This is a genomic window from Nonomuraea sp. NPDC048916 (assembly GCF_040649575.1).
In the GTDB taxonomy this organism is placed as follows: Bacteria; Actinomycetota; Actinomycetes; order Streptosporangiales; family Streptosporangiaceae; genus Nonomuraea.
The window spans coordinates 54049-72523 of sequence record NZ_JBEZFS010000022.1 but is presented as its reverse complement, the minus strand read 5'-3'; the positions used below and the strand labels follow the sequence as shown (position 1 = coordinate 72523).

Genomic DNA, 18475 nt, shown 5'->3' with positions numbered 1-18475 from the left:
GCATGACATCGACCATGACATCGACCATGACATCCACAAGATCCCCCGGCCGGCTGGAGCTGTGCGGGGTCGGCAAGCGCTACGGCAAGGTGGCCGCGGTGGACGACGTCTCCATCCGCATCGCCCCGGGCGAGTTCCTGACCCTGCTGGGGGCCTCCGGCTCCGGCAAGACCACCACCCTGAAGATCATCGCCGGGTTCGTGGAGCCCGACTCCGGCGAGGTGCGGCTGCACGACCGCGCCATCACCCGGCTTCCCGCGCACCGCCGGGACATCGGCGTGGTCTTCCAGAACTACGCGTTGTTCCCCCACCTGACCGCCGCCGAGAACATCGCGTTCCCGCTGCGGGCCCGCGGGGTCGCGAAGGGGGCGCGGCTCGACCGGGTGGAGGCGGCGCTGGCCACCGTCCACCTGGAGGGCATGGGCGACCGCTACCCGCGCCAGCTCTCCGGCGGGCAGCAGCAGCGGGTCGCGCTTGCCCGGGCGATCGTCTTCGAGCCGCAGGTCCTGCTGATGGACGAGCCCATGGGGGCGCTCGACAAGAAACTCCGCGAGGCGCTCCAGCTCGAGATCATGCGCATCCATCGGGAGCTCGGCATCACGATCTGCTACGTGACGCACGACCAGGAAGAGGCCCTCGTGATGAGCGACCGCATCGCCATCTACGACCACGGCCGGATCAAGCAGGTCGGCACGGCCCAGGAGCTCTACGAGCGCCCGGAGTCGGTCTTCGTGGCGCAGTTCATGGGCGAGTCCAACGTCTTCCACGGCACCTTCGACGGCACCGGGAGGGTGGCCCGCGTCGTCGCCCCGGACCTGCCGCCGATCGCCGTGGCGCCCGACGGGTCACGCCGTCCCGGCAACGGGACGAGCGCCGCGGTCATCGTCCGTCCCGAGCGCATCCGCTTGACGCGGGACGAGCCCGCGGGCGATCCCGGGCCGGGCCCCGGCGGCAACGTCCTGACCGGCGTCGTCCAGGACGTGATCTACCTCGGCTCCGGCCGCAGGTACCTGGTCGCGCTGCCCGACGGCAGCCTGCGCCAGGCGCGGGTCGGCGCCGCCGAGGCGGACGCCGGCCTCGGCCGGGGCGACGCCGTACGGCTCACGTGGGAGTGCGCCGACGCCGTCGTCCTCGAGGCGCCGGCTCCGGGCCGTGAGGTGACTTCGTGAGCGCCACGGCCACCGGCCCACGCCGTGCCGCGCTCGCCGGTCAGGTCGCGATCGTGACCGGGGCGGCCCGCGGCATCGGGCGCGGTTACGCGCTGCGGCTGGCGCGGCTGGGCGCGGCCGTGGTGGTCGTCGATCGCGACCTGCGTTCCTACGAGGAGTTCGACGCCGAACGCGAGCTGATGACCGCGGCCGGCACCGCGGACGAGATAGCCGCGATGGGCGGTCGCGCGCTGGCCATCGAAGCCGACCTGAGCGACGCGCGGTCGGCCCGGCAGATGGTCGACCAGGTCATGGACGCCTGTGGCCGCATCGACGTCTGCGTGTGCAACGCCGGCGGCGGAACCGGCGCGATGACGGAGAACACGGCCTCCCGCCTCGATCTGGGCCAGCTCGCCGCCGTGCTCGACCGCAACCTGCTGACGACCGTCAACACGTGCGCGCCGGTCGCCGAGGTGATGCGCGCTCGACGGTCGGGAAAGATCGTGACCGTGTCGTCGGTCTCCGGGCTCCAGCCCCGGCCGGACGGCGGCTACGCCCACTACGCCGCGGCCAAGGCGGCGATCATCATGTACACCCGCTGTCTCGCTCAGGAACTGGGCCCGGAAGGCGTCACCGCCAACGTGATCGCGCCGGGGGCGATCGGCACCGGACGGCTGCTGCCCAAGATGCGCGAGCTGGGCCTCGACGAGGTGACCCGGGACATCGCGTTGCGACGGCTCGGCACCGTGGAGGACTGCGCCGGGGTCATCGAGTTCCTGGCCACCGATCTGTCCGACTACGTCACCGGCCAGGTCATTCGAGTCGATGGAGGTCTGCGCGGATGACCGCGGGAAAGACGCTGCGCCGCAACGGGCGGCTCATGGGATACGCCGATCGCTGGTCGGTCGCGCCCGGTGAGACGATCACCTTCATGGTGAGCGCCGAACCCGAGCGCTACCAGGCGGAGATCGTCAGGCTGACCCGCGGCGGACCGCGCACCAGGGGCGCGGCCGAGACGTTCGCGTACGAACGGGCCGGCGCCGCGGTCGACGGCACGTACGCGGGCGGCGTCCAGGAGCTGCGGCCCGGCTCGTACGCGACGGTCGCCGGCGACGCCCGGCTGCTGTCCGGCCCCGGCTTCACCGTCCAGGCGTGGATCTGCCCCACCGCGCCTGGCGGCGGCCGCCGCCAGGGGATCCTGACGAAGGGCTGCGAAGAGCCCGGCGAGGGCTTCGGCCTGCTGCTCGACGAGACCGGCGCGCTCGCGTGCCGGGCCGGCGACGTCCTGGTCGGCACGGGGGTCCCGCTCCTGGCCGGGCACTGGTACCTCGTGGCGGCGGCGCTCGATCCGGCCGCCGGCACGGTGCGCCTCCTCCAGCGGCCGCTGCGGCGCTACGCCGGTGACCCCGATCGCGCGGACCGGACCGGGCACATCGGCGCCGGCCCGCGGATCGACCCCGGCGCTCCCGTCCTCATCGCCGGCGAGGCGCTGGCCGGCTCGGCAGGGGGCCGGCGGCCTCCCCGCCTCGAGGGCGGGTTCAACGGCAAGATCGACAGCCCCTGCGTGCTCGATCGGGCGCTGACGGCTGCCGAGATGGCGCGGCTGCGCGACGGCGCGGACGGCAGGGACCTCGCCCCGGGGCAGGTCCAGGCCGACTGGGACTTCAGCCTGGACATGGAGCATCGGCGGATCACGGACGTGTCGGGGCACGGCTTCCACGGCGAGACGGTCAACTCTCCGCTGCGTGCCGTGACGGGTCACCGCTGGACCGGGCGATACCGTGATCACCGCCTGGCGCCCGGGGAGTACGGCGCGATCCACTTCCACGACGACGACCTCGACGACGCCCGCTGGGATCCGGCCTTCCGCTACGAGGTGCCGGACGAGCTGGCCGGCGGAGCCTACGCCGCACGGCTCAGCTCGGACGGCGAGGAGTGTTTCGTGGTCTTCTTCGTACGCCCACCGCGCGGGCGAGCCCGCCGGCGGATCGCGTTCCTGGCCTCGACCTTCACCTACATGGCCTACTCCAACCTGCGGCACAACCCCGTCCGGATGAGGGAGATGACCGGGGGCGCCGACGTGGTGATCGACGAGATCGACCCGGTCATCGGCGAGCGCCGTGATCTGGGGCCGTCGCTCTACAACCTGCACTCCGACGGATCCGGCGTCGCGCACGTCTCACGGCTGCGGCCGATGCTCAACGTCCAGCCCACCTACCGCTGGTTCCTCAGCGGCGGAGGCGGGTGGTGCTTCAGCGGCGACATGTACCTCCTCGACTGGCTGAACGCGCGGGACGTCGGCTACGACGTGATCACCGACGACGACCTCCACGAGGAGGGCCTCGCGCTGCTGCGGCGCTACGACGTGGTCCTCACCGGCATGCATCCCGAGTACGTCAGCGGCGAGATGCTCGAGGCGCTGACGTGTTACGCGGACACCGGCGGCCGGCTGATGTACCTGGGCGGCAACGGGTTCTACTGGGTGACGACGGTCCTCCCGGATCGCCCCCATGTGATCGAGATCCGCCGCGGCCACGCGGGCACCCGGGCATGGGCGAGCGCGCCCGGCGAGGAGCATCATTCCAACGGTGAGCCGGGCGGACTGTGGCGGCACCGCGGGCGGCCGCCGCAACGGCTCGCCGGCGTCGGCTTCACCGCGCAGGGCGGCGGGCCCTCCGTTCCCTACCACCGCACGCCGGCGAGCCGGGATCCGCGCGCCGCCTTCATCTTCGAGGGCGTGGACGAGGACGAGCCGATCGGCGACTTCGGCAACAACGGCGGCGGCGCGGCCGGCGCGGAGACCGACCGGGCGGACGTCTCGCTCGGGACGCCGCCGCACGCCCTCGTGGTCGCGACCTCCCAGGGCGGCCACAGCGACCTGTTCCAGCACGTGGTCGAAGAGGTGCTGGCGATGAAGCCGGGGCAGGGCGGCACGGAGTGCGCCGACGTCCGGGCCGACCTCACCTTCTTCGAGACCCCCGGAGGGGGAGCGGTGTTCGCGGTCGGCTCGATCGACTGGGTCGGCAGCCTCTCCCACAACGACTACGACAACAACGTCTCACGCATCACCGGGAACGTGCTGCGCCGGTTCATGGACACCTCCGTCTCGCCCGGGCCGACGCCGGGACACGAGTTGTATCCAATCACCGCCGATACCGTCCCTTGACGGCCTTCTGAGGGAGGAATAGGATCCAATTATACAATTGCCGAGTTGTCGGGAACCGACGTCCGGCCCCGCCGTGACCCTCTCGGCGACCCGGCGGCGTTCCGGGCAAGCTCTTCGGCCTGCTCCCGGGCCGGGTGGAAGCGGTATTTGCAGGCCCGCTTCGCGATCTGCGCCCGCCTCACACGCTACTGCAAGATCAGCCAGATATAGAATAAGTGTTCGATTTTGCCGGATTGTTCCGGCTTTCCTCCCCGCCCTGAAGGGCTGGGTCTCCACCCTCAAGGAGATGCGATGATCGTTCGGCATCCAGCCCCGGCTTCGGCCGGCCACCTCCGGCCGCGGCGGCCCGCCGGCGCGGCCCCTGGGCGGCGGACCGGCGCCCATGTCTGAGCCCGCCGCGCGCAACGCCGGTCACGCCGTCGCCGAGGAGCTGCGCCGCCACGGGGTGACCGAGATCTTCGGCCAGGATTCCCCGGAATGGCTCTACGAGGCGATCGACCCGGACGTCATCAGGCCGGTGACCATGCGCGACGAGCGGTCGGCGGGTTTCGCCGCCGACGCGGTCGCCCGGCTGACCAGGCGACCGGCCGTCGCCTGCGGCATCCACGGCCCCGGCGCGCTCAACCTCGTCACCGCGCTGTTCGAAGCGCGCGAGGCGAACTCACCCGTTGTCGCGCTGGTCAGCGACGTGGAGACGACGGTCCGGGGGCGCGGCGCCTTCCAGGAGGTCGACATGCTCGGCGTGGTCGCGCCGATCGTCAAGTGGGCGGCACGACCCGAGCGGCCCGAGGACGTCGCGCCGGCCGTGGCCAGGGCGCTGCGCACCTCCATGAGCGGATGCCCGGGTCCCGTCCTGGTGGCCCTGCCCAACGACGTTCTCGGCGCTTCCGTGGAGCCGGCCCGGCCATCGCGGAACGAGCCCTTCCCTGCCCCCGCGGGCGTCGCACCGGAGGTGGCCGCGCGGGCGGCCGCCATCCTCGCCGGGGCCCGGTCACCGGTGCTGCTGCTCGGCAACGGCGCCCGCATCGCCGGAGCGGGAGCCGCGGCCACCGAGCTGGCCGAGCGGCTGGCCGCCCCGATGGCGCTGACGGCCATGGCCCGGGGCGTCATCACGGAGACCCATCCTCTCTACGCCGGTGTCGCCGGATTCATGAGCGACGCGACCGGCGGATCGGGCAGCGTGGCCAACCCGCGGCTCGCGGCCGCCGACGTCGTCCTCGTCGTCGGATCGGATCTCGACGGCGCGACCACCGACGGCGGCAGACTGCCCGCGCCGGGCAGCACCGTGATCCGCGTCGACGTCGACGCCGACCGCCTCGCCCGCTCGCCCCGCGACCAGCTCCCCATCGCCGCCGATGCCCGCCTGGCCCTTGAGGCGATCAACGACGCCCTGCGCGCCGCGCGGCCCGAATCCCGCGACCTGTCGGCGGTCACCCGCGAGCTCGCCCGGCGATGGGAGCAGGTGAGAGCCGCCCAGGCCGCCGCGGCGCGGGCGCCGGGCGAGGCCGTCGCGCCCGCCCGCGTGTACGCGGACCTGCGCGAGACCCTGCCGGAGGACGCCCTGGTGGTCTGCGACGCCGGCTACTCCAGCATCTGGGCGCTCAGCGCGCTGACCGTCGGCCGCGACGTCTCCGCCATCACCTACGGGCGTGCGGCCGGCACTCTCGGGTTCGGCCTGCCCGGGGCCATCGGAGCGCAGGTCGCCCACCCCGGCCGCAGGGTCGTCGCCGTCGTCGGCGACGGCGGGTTCGGATTCACCTGGGGCGAGCTGGAAACCCTGGCGCGGGAGCGGCTGCCGGTCGTGGTCGTCGTGCTCAACAACGGCTGCTTCGCCTACCAGCGCCTCTGGCACGACCTGAACGACCGGCCGCCGAGGTGGCTGGACTTCGCCGACGTGCGGCACGACCGGCTCGCGTCGGCGGTGGGCATCCACGGCCGCCGGGTGACGGACCCCCACCACCTGGCGGACGCCCTGCGCGAGGCGTTCGCGCAGGACGGGCCGGCGTTGATCGACGTCGCCGTCGACCCGGAGGCGATGCCCCCGTTCAACGCCGGACGGCACGTGGGCCGCTGACCCTCATGATCATGAACTCCTCCCGGCGCCGGTACGGTGCCCCCGACCCAAGGATGGTGCCCAGGTGACCGTGACCGACCTGTCCCACGCGCCCGAGGCGCTCGCCCACGCCCCGGACGGCTCCGTCACGTTCGACGGCGTCAGCCTGGCGGAGCTGGCCGCCCGCCACGGCACGCCCACGTGGGCGATCTCCGCCTCCCAGCTCCGGCTCAACTACACGACCCTGCACGCCGCGCTCAGCGCCCGGCTCTCGCGGCCGGTGATCGCGTACTCCATGAAGGCGAACAACAACCGGGCGGTCGTCCAGACCATGGCGGGGCTCGGGGCGGCGCTGGACTGCAGCTCCGAGTACGAGCTCGCGCTCGCCGTGTCGGCCGGTGTGCCGGCCGGCAAGGTGATCATCAACGGCAACGGGAAGTCGCGCGCCTACCTCACCGCCGCCATCCGCCTGGGCGTCTGGCAGATCAACGTCGACTCGATCGCCGAGGTCGACCGGATCCGGGCGATCGCGCGGTCGCTGGGCGTCACGGTGCCGTGCGCGGTCCGGCTGAAGCTCTCCTATGCCCGCCTGCTGCGGAGCGACCCCAGCTACGAGCGGACGCTGCGCATCGCCGAGGGCAAGTTCGGCTCGAGCACGCAGAGCGGTGACGCCGAGGCCGTCGTCCGGGCCATCGTGGCGTCGGAGGAGCTAGAGTTCGCCGGGCTCACCCACCACGCCGGCTTCCCCGGCTACCGCGCGGACTTCACCGCCGAGCGGCAGCTCATGCACCAGGCCCGCTGCGCCGAGGAGATCGTGGAGTTCGCCCACCTGCTGCGACGCCGGATGGGAATCGTCACCCCGCGCCTCAACCTCGGCGGCGGGCTGCGCTCCGGACGGTCGGTGTACCTTTCGACGCCGGGCAACGGCGGCGACGGCGAGTTCAGGACGCTGCCCACTCCCGACGAGTACGCGGAGGCGATCGCGGCCGGGCTCGCCGGGGCCGACTGGGATCCGATCGTGCAGTTCGAGACCGGCGGGTTCCACGTGGGCAACGCCGTGCTGCTGCTCGCCGGAGTCCAGGACGTGAAGGACGTGACCCGCCCGCGAGAGCGACGCTATGTCACGCTCGACTGCGCCATGACCATGTTCACCGGCCGCGGGCTCAACCGGGTCGGCTTTCCCCTGCTGGTGGTCGGGCACGGGCCCGGCGCCGCGCCGCATCCGCTGCCGGTGGAGCTGGTGGGGCCCACGTGCGCGTACGACAGCATCGCCGAGGACGTCTCGTTGCCGGCCGTGCGGGAGGGCGACCTGGTGGCCCTGCTGAACCAGGGGGCCTACTGCGAGGTGCTGTCCACCCAGTTCAACGGCTTTCCCCGGCCGGCGGTCGTGCACCTCGACGACGGCGACGTACGGCTGGTGCGCCGGCGCGAGACGCTCGCCGACATCTGGGCGCGCGAGTCGGCGGCGCTCGACCTGTGGCCCGGCTGAGCCCGCGCCCCGGCGCCGGGGCGGGCCCTTCGACGTCCCCGCCCTTGGGCCGTATGCGTTTCACCCTGTGTATACGGAGGTAAGCGAAATGTCAGATATTTTGATCATCGGTGGCGGATTCGCCGGGGTGTGGAGCGCTCTGGCCGCCGCCCGGTTACGCGATGAGCACGGTGCCGGCCTGACGATCACCATGGTCACCCCGGGCGACGACCTCGTCATCCGCCCGCGCCTGTACGAAGCCGACCCGGCGGCGCTGCGGGTGCCGCTGGAACGGATCCTGCACCCCGTCGGCGTCACGCGGCTGCCCGGGATCGCCACGGCCATCGACAGCGACCACCGGTCGGTCGCCGTCACGCACGGCGACGGGCGGACGGAGCGGCTGAGCTACCGCCGCCTGATCCTGGCCAGCGGCAGCGCCCTGCGCCGGCCGGACCTGCCCGGTGGCGAGCACCTGTTCGACGTCGACACCCTGGCCCGCGCGGTCGCCCTCGACAGCCACCTGCGCGCGCTCCCGGCTCGGCCCGAGGGGTCCGGCCGGTTCACCGCCGTGGTCGTCGGGGCGGGCTTCACCGGCCTGGAGGTGTCGACCGAGCTGGTCGGGCGGCTCCGCGCGCTCGCCGGACCGGCCGCCCACGAGGTCCGTGTCGTGCTGGTGGAACGCGCGGGCATGCTCGGGCCGGAGCTCGGCCCGGGGCCGCATCCCATCATCAGCGCCGCGGTGGAGGAGCTCGGCATCGAGGTCCGTCTCGACTCGAGTGTCGCGTCGCTCGACGCCGCCCACGTCCGCCTCACCGACGGGACGGAGATCTCCGCGCACACCACCGTGTGGACGGCCGGCATGGCGGCGAGCGCGCTCACCCGGCACATCCCGGGCCGCCGTGACGGCCTGGACAGGTTGCGCGTCGATCGGCACCTCCGGGTGCCGGAGTCGCCGGAGGTGTTCGCCGCCGGAGACACCGCGGCCGCGATGGCGGACTCCGACCATCCGACCCTGCAGAGCTGCCAGTACGCGATCCCCCTCGGCAGATACGCCGGCCACAACGCCGCGGCCGACCTGCTCGGGCGGCCCTCCCTGGAGTTCGCGCCCCAGCCCTACGTGACCTGTCTCGACCTGGGGGCGGCCGGCGCCCTCCTCACCACCGGATGGGAACGCTCCGTCAAGCTCACCGGCGGCAGCGCCAAGGATCTCAAGCGCACCATCGTGGAGAAACGGATCTACCCGCCGCTGGACGACGTCACCGCGCTCCTGAACGCCGGAGACCCGGAGCGCCTCTGGACCTGAACGGGCGTGACCCGCTCGGCCCCGCGGGTCAGGGGTCGCGGCGCAGACGCTTCAGGTCGGCGCGGTGCTTCTTGGTGGCGATGCGCCGCTCGACGGCCCCCCGGCTCGGCTTGGTAGGGCGGCGGCGCTTCGGCGGCGGGGCGATCGCCTCGCGCAGCCGCTGGGCCAGCCGCTGCTCGGCGGCCTCCCGGTTGCGCAGCTGGGAACGGTGTTCCGAGGCGGCGATCGTGATGACGGGGGCGCCCAGGCGCTCGAGCGCGCGGGCCTTCAGCGCCGGCGGCAAAGCCGTGCTGGCCGCCACGTCGAAGCTGAGCTCCACCCTGCTGTCGGTGGTGTTGACGCCCTGGCCGCCGGGCCCGGACGAACGCGAGAAGCGCCAGACGAGCTCGGCGTCGGGGACGACGACCGAGTTGCTGACGATCAGCGGGCCGGGCATGGCGGCGTGCTCCTGTCGTTGAAAGCGCCTGGTGAGAGTTTCACCGTATCTGGCGGACATATGCGACAGGCAACAGCATTTCCATTGCCCGTTATCGCTGCGACTATGGAATTCAACATCCAGCACGGAAGGCGGATTCCATGCAGGAGGTCACGGCCGGGCAGGTGGGCCTCACGATCGGGCTGGCCCTGGTCTCCGCCGTCGGGTTCCTCCTGCTGCGCTGCCAGGGCAAAGGCCGGCCGTTCGGGCCCGCCGGCCGGCGGCTGGCGGTGACGATCATCGTGCTGACCGGGCTGGTGTCCGCGTCGGTCGCGCTGGTGGGCGGGATCGTGCTCGACGAGTACCTGTCCACCCTGCTGGGCGCGGTGGCGCCGAGCGGCCTGTGGTTCAGCCAGGTCCGGGCCGGCGAGGCCGAACGCCGCACGCTGGGCAAGGAGATGGCGACGTTCTGGCTGGTGTCGCTGCTGGCCAGGCTGGACCAGGCGATGGCCGAGGACCAGCGGGGCTGGTGCGAGAGACGGCTGGACGACTCGTGGACCGTCCACGAGCTGAGCCTGGCCGCCATCCGCTACCACGAACGCGTCTGCGACCGGCTCACCCCCGAGGAACGCCGCAAGGAGCGGGTGCACGCCAGGCTGGAGGCGATCGAACGCAGGCTGGACGTGGCGGCGCTGATCGAGGACGGCGCCTCGCGCTCCAAGGCGGTGGCCGCGCTCGGCGGGTCGCGGCACACGAAGCAGGCACGGTATGAGCGCTACCTCAACGATCTGACCCGGTTGCACGGGATCCTGCGGCACGACGCCGAGAGTGACCTGCTCCGGTTGCTCGCCTCGGCCTACCGGGCCGGCCATCGGTCGCTGCCTGTGTACGTGCCACCGTCGCGGTCGCGTACGGTCACCGAGCCGGTCAGACCGCATCCGTGAGCCGGTGGCCTCAGCCGAGGTCGGCGGAGCCCTCCGCGTCGCCCAGCGTGAGATCGAGCCGGGCGCCCAGCGCGGCGACCACGGAGCCGAGCGTGCGCAGCGTGAGGTTCTCGTCGCCGGACAGGATCTGGCTCACGCGGCCGGGCGAGACGCCCATCGACGCGGCCAGGTCGGCGCGGGAGATCTTGTGCTCGCGCATATACCACGTGATCTCGTCGACGACGTCCTGGGCGAGGCCGCCCGGACCCGCCCCCTCGTCCTGCGTGCTCCGGCGGAAGGCCATCTCGGCTCGCTCTCAACGCCTCGGTTGCTCAGATGCCTTCACTTTAGCTCTACCTAAACGTTTAGGCAAGCCTAAAGTCAGGTCGGGCGGTTGACGGCCGGACGCGGGCGGCGTATGCCAATATCGCCTGGACAATACGGGGCGAGTGGGAGGCGCTGTGGCGGCGATCGTCGGCGTGCACGGGATCGGCAAGTACAAGTACTACCTCGACGCCGGCAACTCGGTGGCCGGGGCGGCGGAGGCGATGCGCCTCAAGTGGGATCGCTACCTGGGAGTGGCGCTCGGGGGAGAGCGCCGGGCGTACATCAGCGAGGTCGCCTACTTCGCCCACCACCTGCACGACGGCAGGCCGCCGGAGGGCCCGCGGGCGCTCGCGGCCATGGACGCCCCGGCCCACCAGGTCCTCGTCGACTGGGCCAGGCAGCTGGGCGTGGGCGAGCACGTCACCGGGGCGCTCAAATCGTTCGCGGGGTGGCTGCTGACCAGGCTCGACAGCAGGTCGGTGGCGTTCGCCACGCTGTTCGCGCCGGAGGTGGCGGCCTACCTCACCGACCCGGTCAAGCGCGAGAGATCCCGCCAGACCGTCGCAGCCGTTATCCGGAAAAATCAGCCTAAGGTGGTGATCGCTCATTCCCTCGGCAGCGTCGTCGCCTACGAGGCGCTCTGGGCCAACCCCGACCTGCGGATCGACCTGCTGCTGACCCTCGGCAGCCCGCTGGGCATGCGCAACGTCGTCTTCGAACGGCTGCTGCCCGCCCCCGTCAACGGCCGCGGCGGACGCCCCGCCGGCGTCAAACGCTGGGTGAACATCGCCGACAAGGACGACATCGCGGCCATCCCGCCCGACCTGTGCGACAGCTTCACCGGCGTCGACCTCACCGAACTGGTCAACCTGGACTGGATCGACTTCCACACCGTGGAGAAGTACCTGGCCTGCCCGGCCGTCCCCCCGCATTTGCGACCCTTCCTGGCATGAGCTGGACGGCGGAGACTTCTCGGCGGGCCGCGGGAGGAGGCCGACCGACGCTGTTCATCCGCCCTTGACTCCGGCGTCATGACCGGGTCAGCGGAGGCCGGCATACCTGAAGCGTGGACCGCAGATCCTTCCTCGCGACGGCGACCGTGAGCCTCCTCGCCCCGGCCGGCTACTCCCGGACATCCAGGGCACTGAACAGCGACCCGTTCACGCTCGGCGTCGCCTCCGGCGACCCCTCCACCGACGGGTTCGTGCTCTGGACCCGCCTCGCCCTCGACCCGCTCGGTGGCGACGGGCGCGGCGGCATGCCCTCCCATGACGTGCCCGTCGACTGGCAGATCGCCGCGGACGAGCGCTTCACGAAGATCGTCAGATCCGGTACGGCCACGGCCCGGCCGGCGGCGGCGCACAGCGTGCACGTCGAGGTCCGGGGCCTGGACCCGGGCCGCGACTACTTCTACCGGTTCAGGAGCCAGGGCCGGGTCTCGCCAGCCGGCCGCACCAGGACCACGCCCGTGGGGGCGCGGCCGCTGTCGTTCGCCGTGGCCGCCTGCGCCCACTACGAGCACGGCTACTACACGGCCTACCGGCGCCTGGCCGAGGAGGAGCCCGAGCTGGTGGTGTTCCTCGGCGATTACATGTACGAGTACGGCCCCCGCGGCTACACCGCGCTCGCCGGTCAGGTGCGCACCCACACGCCCGGCAAGTGCGTGACGCTGGCCGACTACCGGCTGCGACACGCCCAGTACAAGAGCGACCCCGACCTCCAGCTGGCGCACGCGACCGCGCCGTGGCTGGTGGCCTTCGACGACCACGAGGTGGAGAACAACTGGGCAGGTCCCGTCTCCAGCACCGGCGCCCCGGCATTCGACCGGCGCCGCGCCGACGCCTTCCGCGCGTACTACGAGAACATGCCGCTACGCCGGGCCAGCGTCCGGGGAGCGGCGCTGCGCGTGAACCGGCGCGTCTCCTGGGGGTCGCTCGCCCGCTTCCACCTGCTCGACACCCGCCAGTTCCGCGACGACCAGGCCTGCCGGGACGGCGTGCGGGCGGGCTGCGACGAGCGGCTGGACACCGGGCGGACCCTGCTCGGCGCCGCTCAGTGGCGCTGGCTGGAAGAGGGACTGCGCGGCTCCACCACCCGATGGAACCTGCTCGGCCAGCAGATCATGATGGCCCACCGCGACTTCAAAGCCGGCCCGGGCCGCGAGGTGAACATGGACTCCTGGGACGGCTACGCCGCCGAGCGCACCCGGCTGCTCGGCTCGCTGGCGGCCACCGCCAATCCGGTCGTGCTCACCGGCGACGCCCACATGCACCACCTGTCCGACCTCAAGGCGGACTTCGACGACCCCGGCTCGCCCGTGATCGCCAAGGAGCTCGTGACCTCGTCGATCGCCAGCGACGGCGACGGCTACCGCGACCACCGCCGGATCGCCGAGGCGCTGTCGGAGAACCGGCACATCTCCTACATCGACCAGCGCCGCGGCTACATCACCGCGAAGCTCACCCACGACGACCTGTCGGTTGCCTTCCGCACCCTCGAGTACGTCTCCCGCAGGGGCGCCCGCGCCAGGACCGCGCACCGCCTCACGATCCCGGCCACTCCGGAGCCCCGGACCTGACCGTTCGCTGGGAGACGGCTGAGGATTCGCTCAACGTCCCGGCCAGCCGCCGTCCGGGAACTCGCCGGCCGATCCGTCCTTCAGCACGACCTGGTCGCTCTCGGTCAGGCCGGAGGTGACCTCCACGTACCGGTCGCCGCGGACCCCGGTGCTCACCGCCCGCGCCGAGTCGCGGCCGCCGGAACGTACGGTGACCACGGTCGTGCCGTCCGCGCGGCTGCGCACGGCCTCGACCGGCACGTACACCGTGTCCTTCGCCGTCTCGGTGGTGACCGTCACGGAGGCCGTCTGGCCCAGCATCAGCCCGGTGGGCGGCTCGTCGAAGGCGAGCGTGACGGAATAGCGGACGAGCTGGTCGGACACGGTCGCGGTGGGTGAGATATGGATGATCCGGCCGGTGTGCTCCTCGCCGGGCCGGGTGGCCAGTGTGATCCTCGCCCGCTGGCCGAGCTTGAGCCTGTTCACGTCGGACTCGGTGACCATCGCCTGGACCTGCAGTTCGTTCAGGTCGCCGAGGCTGATGAAGGTGCCGGTGCCCGCCGGCTCACCTGCCCTACCCGCCACCGACAGCACGGTGCCCGGCGCGGGAGCCACGATCCGGGTGCCCCGCACCACGTCGGCGGCCTCCTCGAGCGCCGCCTGCGCCCTGTCGACGTTCGCCGAAGCCTGCTCCTCGCTCAGCCCGCCCCTGGCCGCGTCGCCGCACCCCTGGGAGGCGCGCGGCCCCGTGGTCGCCCCCGGCGAGCGCTGCCCTCCGGCCGTCGGCTTCCCACTGGGCCCACCCGAGGGCCTGCCCGAACCCGTCGGCTTCGGTGAGCCGGTGGGCTTGGCGGAGCCCGTCGGGTTCGCCGAGCCCGTCGGGTTCGCGGAGCCGGTGGGGTTCGCGGAGCCGGTGGGGCTGCCGCTCTCGGCCGGCCTGCCGCCACCGCCGTCTCCCGGCGTCGCGGTGGCGGTGGCGGTGGCGGTGGCGGTGGCGGTGACCGTGGCGGTGGCGGTGACGGTGGCCGTCACGGTCACGGTCACCGTGGGCCGGGGCTCGTGCCCGGTCGGCTCGGGAGTCGGGGTCCCGCTCGGCGCCGGGGTCGCACTGGGGCCGGCGCCGCGGGTGGCGCTCGGAGTGGCGCTCCCGGAAGGCGTCCCGCCCGCGCGACCGGCCGGGCCGTCCGCGATCACGCCGGTGGCGCCGGCCGAGACCGCGCCGACCACACGGCTCCCCGACGCGCCGATCGCCGCGCTTGGCGTGCCAATCGCGCGGTCGACGGCCGCACCGACCGGGGCATCCGAAGTCCCACCGATCCCGCCAGTGTTGCCGGTCCCGGCGCTCGGCGTGCCGGTGCCGCCGGCCGGCGTGGGGGGCGTGCTCGGCGTTCGGCCGGCGCCGTTGGCTGATGTGCCGGTCGCGCCGGCCTGCGTATCGGCCGTCGCCGCGCCGGTGGGGGGGCAGGTGGCGGAGGCCGTGGTGGAGGCCGTGGTGAGGGCCTCCTCGGCCGCCGCGAGGTCGGCCGCGGCGGCGGCGTACGACTCGCGGGCCGCGCGGCCGTCGATCCGGGCCAGCACCTGGCCCTTCTTCACCTTGGCCCCGGCCTTCACGTAGACCCTGCTGACCGTTCCCGAGGAGCCGAAGGCCAGGTCCCGCCGCGATCCGTCGACGGTGTTGCCCGCGGCCGTCACCGAGGCGGTGACCTCGCCGCGCTGGGCGGCCGCCAGCCGTACCTGGACAGCCGGGGTGGCGTCGTCACGCGAAGTGATGGCCAGGCCGGACCCGGCCACGATGACGGCCAGCGCCAGCCCGCCCAGCGTGAGCGCCTTCGGCGGGAATGTCGGTCTCATGGTGGCCCATCATGGCCTGGCAGGTTCACGCCCGGCTGCGAGGCGGCTCAGAGTTACCTGTGGACGCCGGACGGGTGGCGGCCTTGTCAGCGAACCTTCAGCTGGCTCCCTGCTCGGGCGCAGGCTGGTGTGCAAGGGTCACCGGCTGTGAAGGTGTCGACAAGGCGCAGAGCGCTGATGACCAACGGAGCCCTTGCCGTGCTCCTGCTGGGTGGTGCCGCGTTCGCCTATGCCCAGCTCGGCACGGAACAGGCGGCGGGCCAGACGGCCACCCGGACGGTGACCGCCGGGCGGGGCACCGTGACGGCCACCGTGTCCGCCTCGGGAGCGGTCGGGAGCGCGAAGACCAGATCGCTCGCCTTCGCCACGAGCGGCACGGTCGAGCGGGTCTACGTGAAGGCCGGCGACAAGGTCCGCGTAGGCGACATCCTGGCCAGGCTGGACGACACGGCCGCGCAGGAGAACCTGTCGGCCGCACGGGCCACGTACGCGAGCGCCGCGGACGACGGCACCTCGACGGCCCAGCTGTACGCCGCCTACGTCAAGGCGCGCAACGCCTACCGGGAGGCGCAGCGCACGGTCGCGGGCGCCGTGATCAGGGCGCCGTTCGCCGGCACGGTCACGGCCGTGAACGGCGGCGCCGGCGGCGCCTCCACGGGCCAGAGCCAGTCGGGTCAGAGCCAGTCCGGCCAGAGCCAGTCCGGCCAGAGCCAGTCGGGCTTCGTCGAGCTGGCCGACACCGGCAGGCTCCAGCTCGTCGGCACGTTCACCGAGTCGGACGTCGGCAAGCTGAAGGCCGGCCAGGCGGCCACCGTCACCTTCGACGCGCTGCCCGGCGTCACCGCCACCGGCAAGATCACCCAGATCGACCCGGTCGCCACCACCAGCAACAACGTCGTCCAGTACCCCGTGACCATCGCCTTCGGCAGCGTCCCGAAGCAGGTGCGGCTGGGCCAGACCACCACCGTCGAGGTCGAGGTCGGCAAGGCGGAGAACGTCGTCACCGTGCCCACCACCGCCGTCTCCACCGCAGGTGGCCGGCACACCGTCACCCTGCTCAAGGACGGCACGCAGGTCAGCACCGAGGTGGAGGTGGGCGTGCAGGGCGCCGCGCTGACCGAGATCAAGTCCGGAGTGTCGGAAGGCGACCAGATCGTCCCGCCGGTCACCACCACGACCACGGGCAACGGCCAGGGACAGCAACGCGGCTTCGGCGGCGGCTTCCCCGGCGGAGGCGGCCTGCCGGGAGGCGGGCGATGACCGCCCCCGTCCTGCGCGTGCGGGACCTGGTCAAGGAGTACGGCGAGGGCGACGCCAAGGTACGGGCCCTGCGCGGGGTCGACCTGGACGTCGAACGCGGCGACTTCGTCGCCATCATGGGCGCCTCCGGCTCCGGCAAGTCCACCCTCATGAACATCCTCGGCTGCCTGGACGTGCCCACCTCCGGCAGCTACCAGATCGACGGCGCCGACGTGGGCCTGCTCGACGAGCACCAGCTGGCCGTGCTGCGCAACCGCAGGGTCGGCTTCGTCTTCCAGTCGTTCAATCTCATCCCGAGGATGAGCGCGCTGGCCAACGTGGAGCTGCCACTCGTCTACGGCGGTGTCGGCCTGTCCGAGCGGCGCTCCCGGGCACTGGCCGCGCTGGACCAGGTCGGCTTGGCCGACCGGGTCCAGCACGAGCCCAACCAGCTCTCCGGCGGCCAGCAGCAGCGCGTCGCCGTGGCCAGGGCCCTGGTCACCGCGCCGGCCCTGCTGCTGGCCGACGAGCCCACCGGCAACCTCGACACCGCGTCCACCGGCGACGTGCTCGCCATCCTGGACCGGCTCAGCCAGTCCGGACGGACGATCGTGCTCATCACCCACGAGGTCGACGTGGCCGCGCACGCCAAGCGGGTCATCCGGTTGGTGGACGGCGACATCGTGGAGGACCGCCGCCAGGCTCCGGTCGACGGGCCGCCGCCGCGGCTGGCGGAGGCGGCCAGGTGAACCAGCTCGAGATCCTGCGCTTCGCGCTGCGCGGGCTGCTGGCCAACAAGCTGCGCAGCGCGCTGACCACGCTCGGCATCCTGATCGGCGTCGGCGCGGTCATCATGCTCGTCGCCGTCGGCGAGGGCTCCTCGCGGAGCATCCAGCAGAACATCCAGCAGCTCGGCGCCAACACCCTGACGATCTCGCCGTCCTTCTCGGGCGGCGGCGGGCGCGGCGGCCTGGGCGGCGGCCCGGGCGGGGGCGGCCAGAACACCGGCCCGCGCACCCAGGCCAGGCAGCTCACCCTGGCGGACGCCGAGGCCCTCACCGACAAGAGCGTGGCCCCGTCGGTCAAGTCGGTCTCGCCGGTCGTGACCGCCGGCTCCGCCACCGCCACCCACGAGGCGGCCGGCCATTCGATCTCCCAGCTCGTCGGCACCTACCCCAGCTACTTCGAGGCCACGAACAAGCCGGTGGCCAAGGGCACCTACTTCTTCAACGACGACGTGCTGTCCGCCCGCAAGGTCGTGGTGCTCGGGCAGACCGTGGTCGAGGAGCTGTTCGGCGCCACCGATCCGATCGGCCGGCAGGTCAGCCTGTCCGGCGTGCCGTTCACGGTCGTCGGCGTGCTGAAGGAGAGCGGGTCGAGCGGCATGCAGGACGCCGACGACGTCGCCATCGCGCCGCTGCCCGCCGTCCAGCAGAGCCTGACCGGGTTCGGGTCGCTCAGCTCGATCGTCGTCCAGGCCGACGGCGCGTCGGCCACGGCGCCGGCGCAGTCCGAGGTCACGGCCATCCTCAACCAGCGGCACGGCATTACGGGGAGCTCGGCGGCCGACTACCGGATCCTCAACCAGGCCACCCTGCAGGAGACCGTCAGCCAGGCGACCGGCACGTTCACCGTGCTGCTCGCCGCCGTCGCGGCGATCTCGCTGCTCGTCGGCGGCATCGGCATCACCAACATCATGCTGGTGACCGTCACCGAGCGGACCCGGGAGATCGGCATCCGCAAGGCCATCGGCGCGCCCAGGAGCGCCATCCTGGGCCAGTTCCTGCTGGAGGCCACGCTGCTGAGCCTCGTCGGCGGACTGTCCGGGGTGCTCGTGGCGTTCGTGGGGACGAGGTTCGCCATCGCCGGCATCCAGCCGGTGCTCGTGCCGTCGTCCGTCGCGCTGGCGCTCGGCGTCTCGGTCGCCATCGGGCTGTTCTTCGGCGGCTATCCCGCGAACCGGGCCGCCAAGCTGCGGCCCATCCAGGCCCTGCGCCACGAGTGAAGCGTCAAAGGAGACAGAGA

15 protein-coding genes are annotated in these 18475 nt (G+C 72.7%); 12 read left to right on the top strand and 3 right to left on the bottom strand.

Annotation, left to right across the window (positions count from 1 at the left end; translation table 11 throughout):
- Positions 1-26 precede the first annotated feature (26 nt).
- The 6 genes from AB0C16_RS23905 to AB0C16_RS23880 all read left to right on the top strand — a co-directional run bounded on the left by AB0C16_RS23905 (position 27) and on the right by AB0C16_RS23880 (position 9138).
- Positions 27-1169, top strand: a complete 1143-nt coding sequence (locus AB0C16_RS23905; RefSeq protein ID WP_357686113.1) for an ABC transporter ATP-binding protein — start codon at positions 27-29, stop codon at positions 1167-1169.
- Positions 1166-1993 (top strand): SDR family oxidoreductase, encoded by an 828-nt coding sequence (locus AB0C16_RS23900; protein WP_357686112.1) that lies wholly within the window; start codon positions 1166-1168, stop codon positions 1991-1993. Before AB0C16_RS23905 ends, AB0C16_RS23900 begins: the two co-directional genes overlap by 4 nt.
- Positions 1990-4314, top strand: a complete 2325-nt coding sequence (locus tag AB0C16_RS23895; RefSeq protein ID WP_357686111.1) for a N,N-dimethylformamidase beta subunit family domain-containing protein — start codon at positions 1990-1992, stop codon at positions 4312-4314. The genes AB0C16_RS23900 and AB0C16_RS23895 overlap by 4 nt, the downstream gene beginning before the upstream one ends.
- Before the next feature lie 382 nt (positions 4315-4696).
- Positions 4697-6388, top strand: a complete 1692-nt coding sequence (locus tag AB0C16_RS23890; protein WP_357686110.1) for a thiamine pyrophosphate-binding protein — start codon at positions 4697-4699, stop codon at positions 6386-6388.
- A 64-nt stretch (positions 6389-6452) separates the two neighbouring features.
- On the top strand, positions 6453-7856 hold the full coding sequence (locus AB0C16_RS23885; RefSeq protein WP_357686109.1) for a hypothetical protein: 1404 nt from the start codon (positions 6453-6455) through the stop codon (positions 7854-7856).
- 88 nt (positions 7857-7944) lie between these two features.
- Positions 7945-9138 (top strand): FAD-dependent oxidoreductase, encoded by a 1194-nt coding sequence (locus tag AB0C16_RS23880; RefSeq protein ID WP_357686108.1) that lies wholly within the window; start codon positions 7945-7947, stop codon positions 9136-9138.
- 28 nt (positions 9139-9166) lie between these two features.
- Here AB0C16_RS23880 and arfB read toward each other — a convergent pair whose 3' ends face one another.
- Entirely contained in the window at positions 9167-9574 is a 408-nt protein-coding gene (arfB, locus tag AB0C16_RS23875; protein ID WP_357686107.1) for an alternative ribosome rescue aminoacyl-tRNA hydrolase ArfB, read from the bottom strand.
- A gap of 140 nt (positions 9575-9714) precedes the next feature.
- Between arfB and AB0C16_RS23870 the strand changes: the two genes are divergently transcribed.
- On the top strand, positions 9715-10497 hold the full coding sequence (locus tag AB0C16_RS23870) for a hypothetical protein (protein ID WP_357686106.1): 783 nt from the start codon (positions 9715-9717) through the stop codon (positions 10495-10497).
- 10 nt (positions 10498-10507) lie between these two features.
- Here AB0C16_RS23870 and AB0C16_RS23865 read toward each other — a convergent pair whose 3' ends face one another.
- Positions 10508-10780 carry a helix-turn-helix transcriptional regulator gene (locus AB0C16_RS23865; RefSeq protein WP_357686105.1) on the bottom strand — a complete coding sequence of 91 codons (273 nt, stop codon included), beginning with the start codon at positions 10778-10780 and terminating at the stop codon, positions 10508-10510.
- 157 nt (positions 10781-10937) lie between these two features.
- On the opposite strand from AB0C16_RS23865, the gene AB0C16_RS23860 reads away from it, so the two are divergent.
- Together AB0C16_RS23860 and AB0C16_RS23855 are read left to right on the top strand one after the other, a co-directional pair.
- Positions 10938-11756, top strand: coding sequence for a hypothetical protein (locus AB0C16_RS23860; protein WP_357686104.1), 819 nt, complete (start codon positions 10938-10940; stop codon positions 11754-11756).
- A 113-nt stretch (positions 11757-11869) separates the two neighbouring features.
- A complete protein-coding gene (locus AB0C16_RS23855) occupies positions 11870-13381 on the top strand; it encodes an alkaline phosphatase D family protein (RefSeq protein WP_357686103.1) in 1512 nt (503 codons plus the stop codon).
- 30 nt (positions 13382-13411) lie between these two features.
- Here the strand turns inward: AB0C16_RS23855 and AB0C16_RS23850 are convergent, their stop codons facing one another.
- Positions 13412-15211, bottom strand: coding sequence for an efflux RND transporter periplasmic adaptor subunit (locus AB0C16_RS23850; RefSeq protein ID WP_357686102.1), 1800 nt, complete (start codon positions 15209-15211; stop codon positions 13412-13414).
- Positions 15212-15388: 177 nt separating this feature from the next.
- Between AB0C16_RS23850 and AB0C16_RS23845 the strand changes: the two genes are divergently transcribed.
- Genes AB0C16_RS23845 through AB0C16_RS23835 form a run of 3 tightly spaced genes read left to right on the top strand, consistent with a single transcriptional unit; the run spans position 15389 to position 18455 of the window.
- Positions 15389-16471: an efflux RND transporter periplasmic adaptor subunit gene (locus tag AB0C16_RS23845; protein ID WP_357686101.1), complete on the top strand. Its 1083-nt coding sequence runs from the start codon at positions 15389-15391 to the stop codon at positions 16469-16471.
- Positions 16468-17199 carry an ABC transporter ATP-binding protein gene (locus AB0C16_RS23840; protein ID WP_357686100.1) on the top strand — a complete coding sequence of 244 codons (732 nt, stop codon included), beginning with the start codon at positions 16468-16470 and terminating at the stop codon, positions 17197-17199. The genes AB0C16_RS23845 and AB0C16_RS23840 overlap by 4 nt, the downstream gene beginning before the upstream one ends.
- The gene (locus AB0C16_RS23835; protein ID WP_357686099.1) at positions 17196-18455 is read left to right on the top strand and encodes an ABC transporter permease; all 1260 of its coding nucleotides are present in this window, start codon (positions 17196-17198) and stop codon (positions 18453-18455) included. The genes AB0C16_RS23840 and AB0C16_RS23835 overlap by 4 nt, the downstream gene beginning before the upstream one ends.
- The last annotated feature ends 20 nt before the right edge of the window (positions 18456-18475 follow it).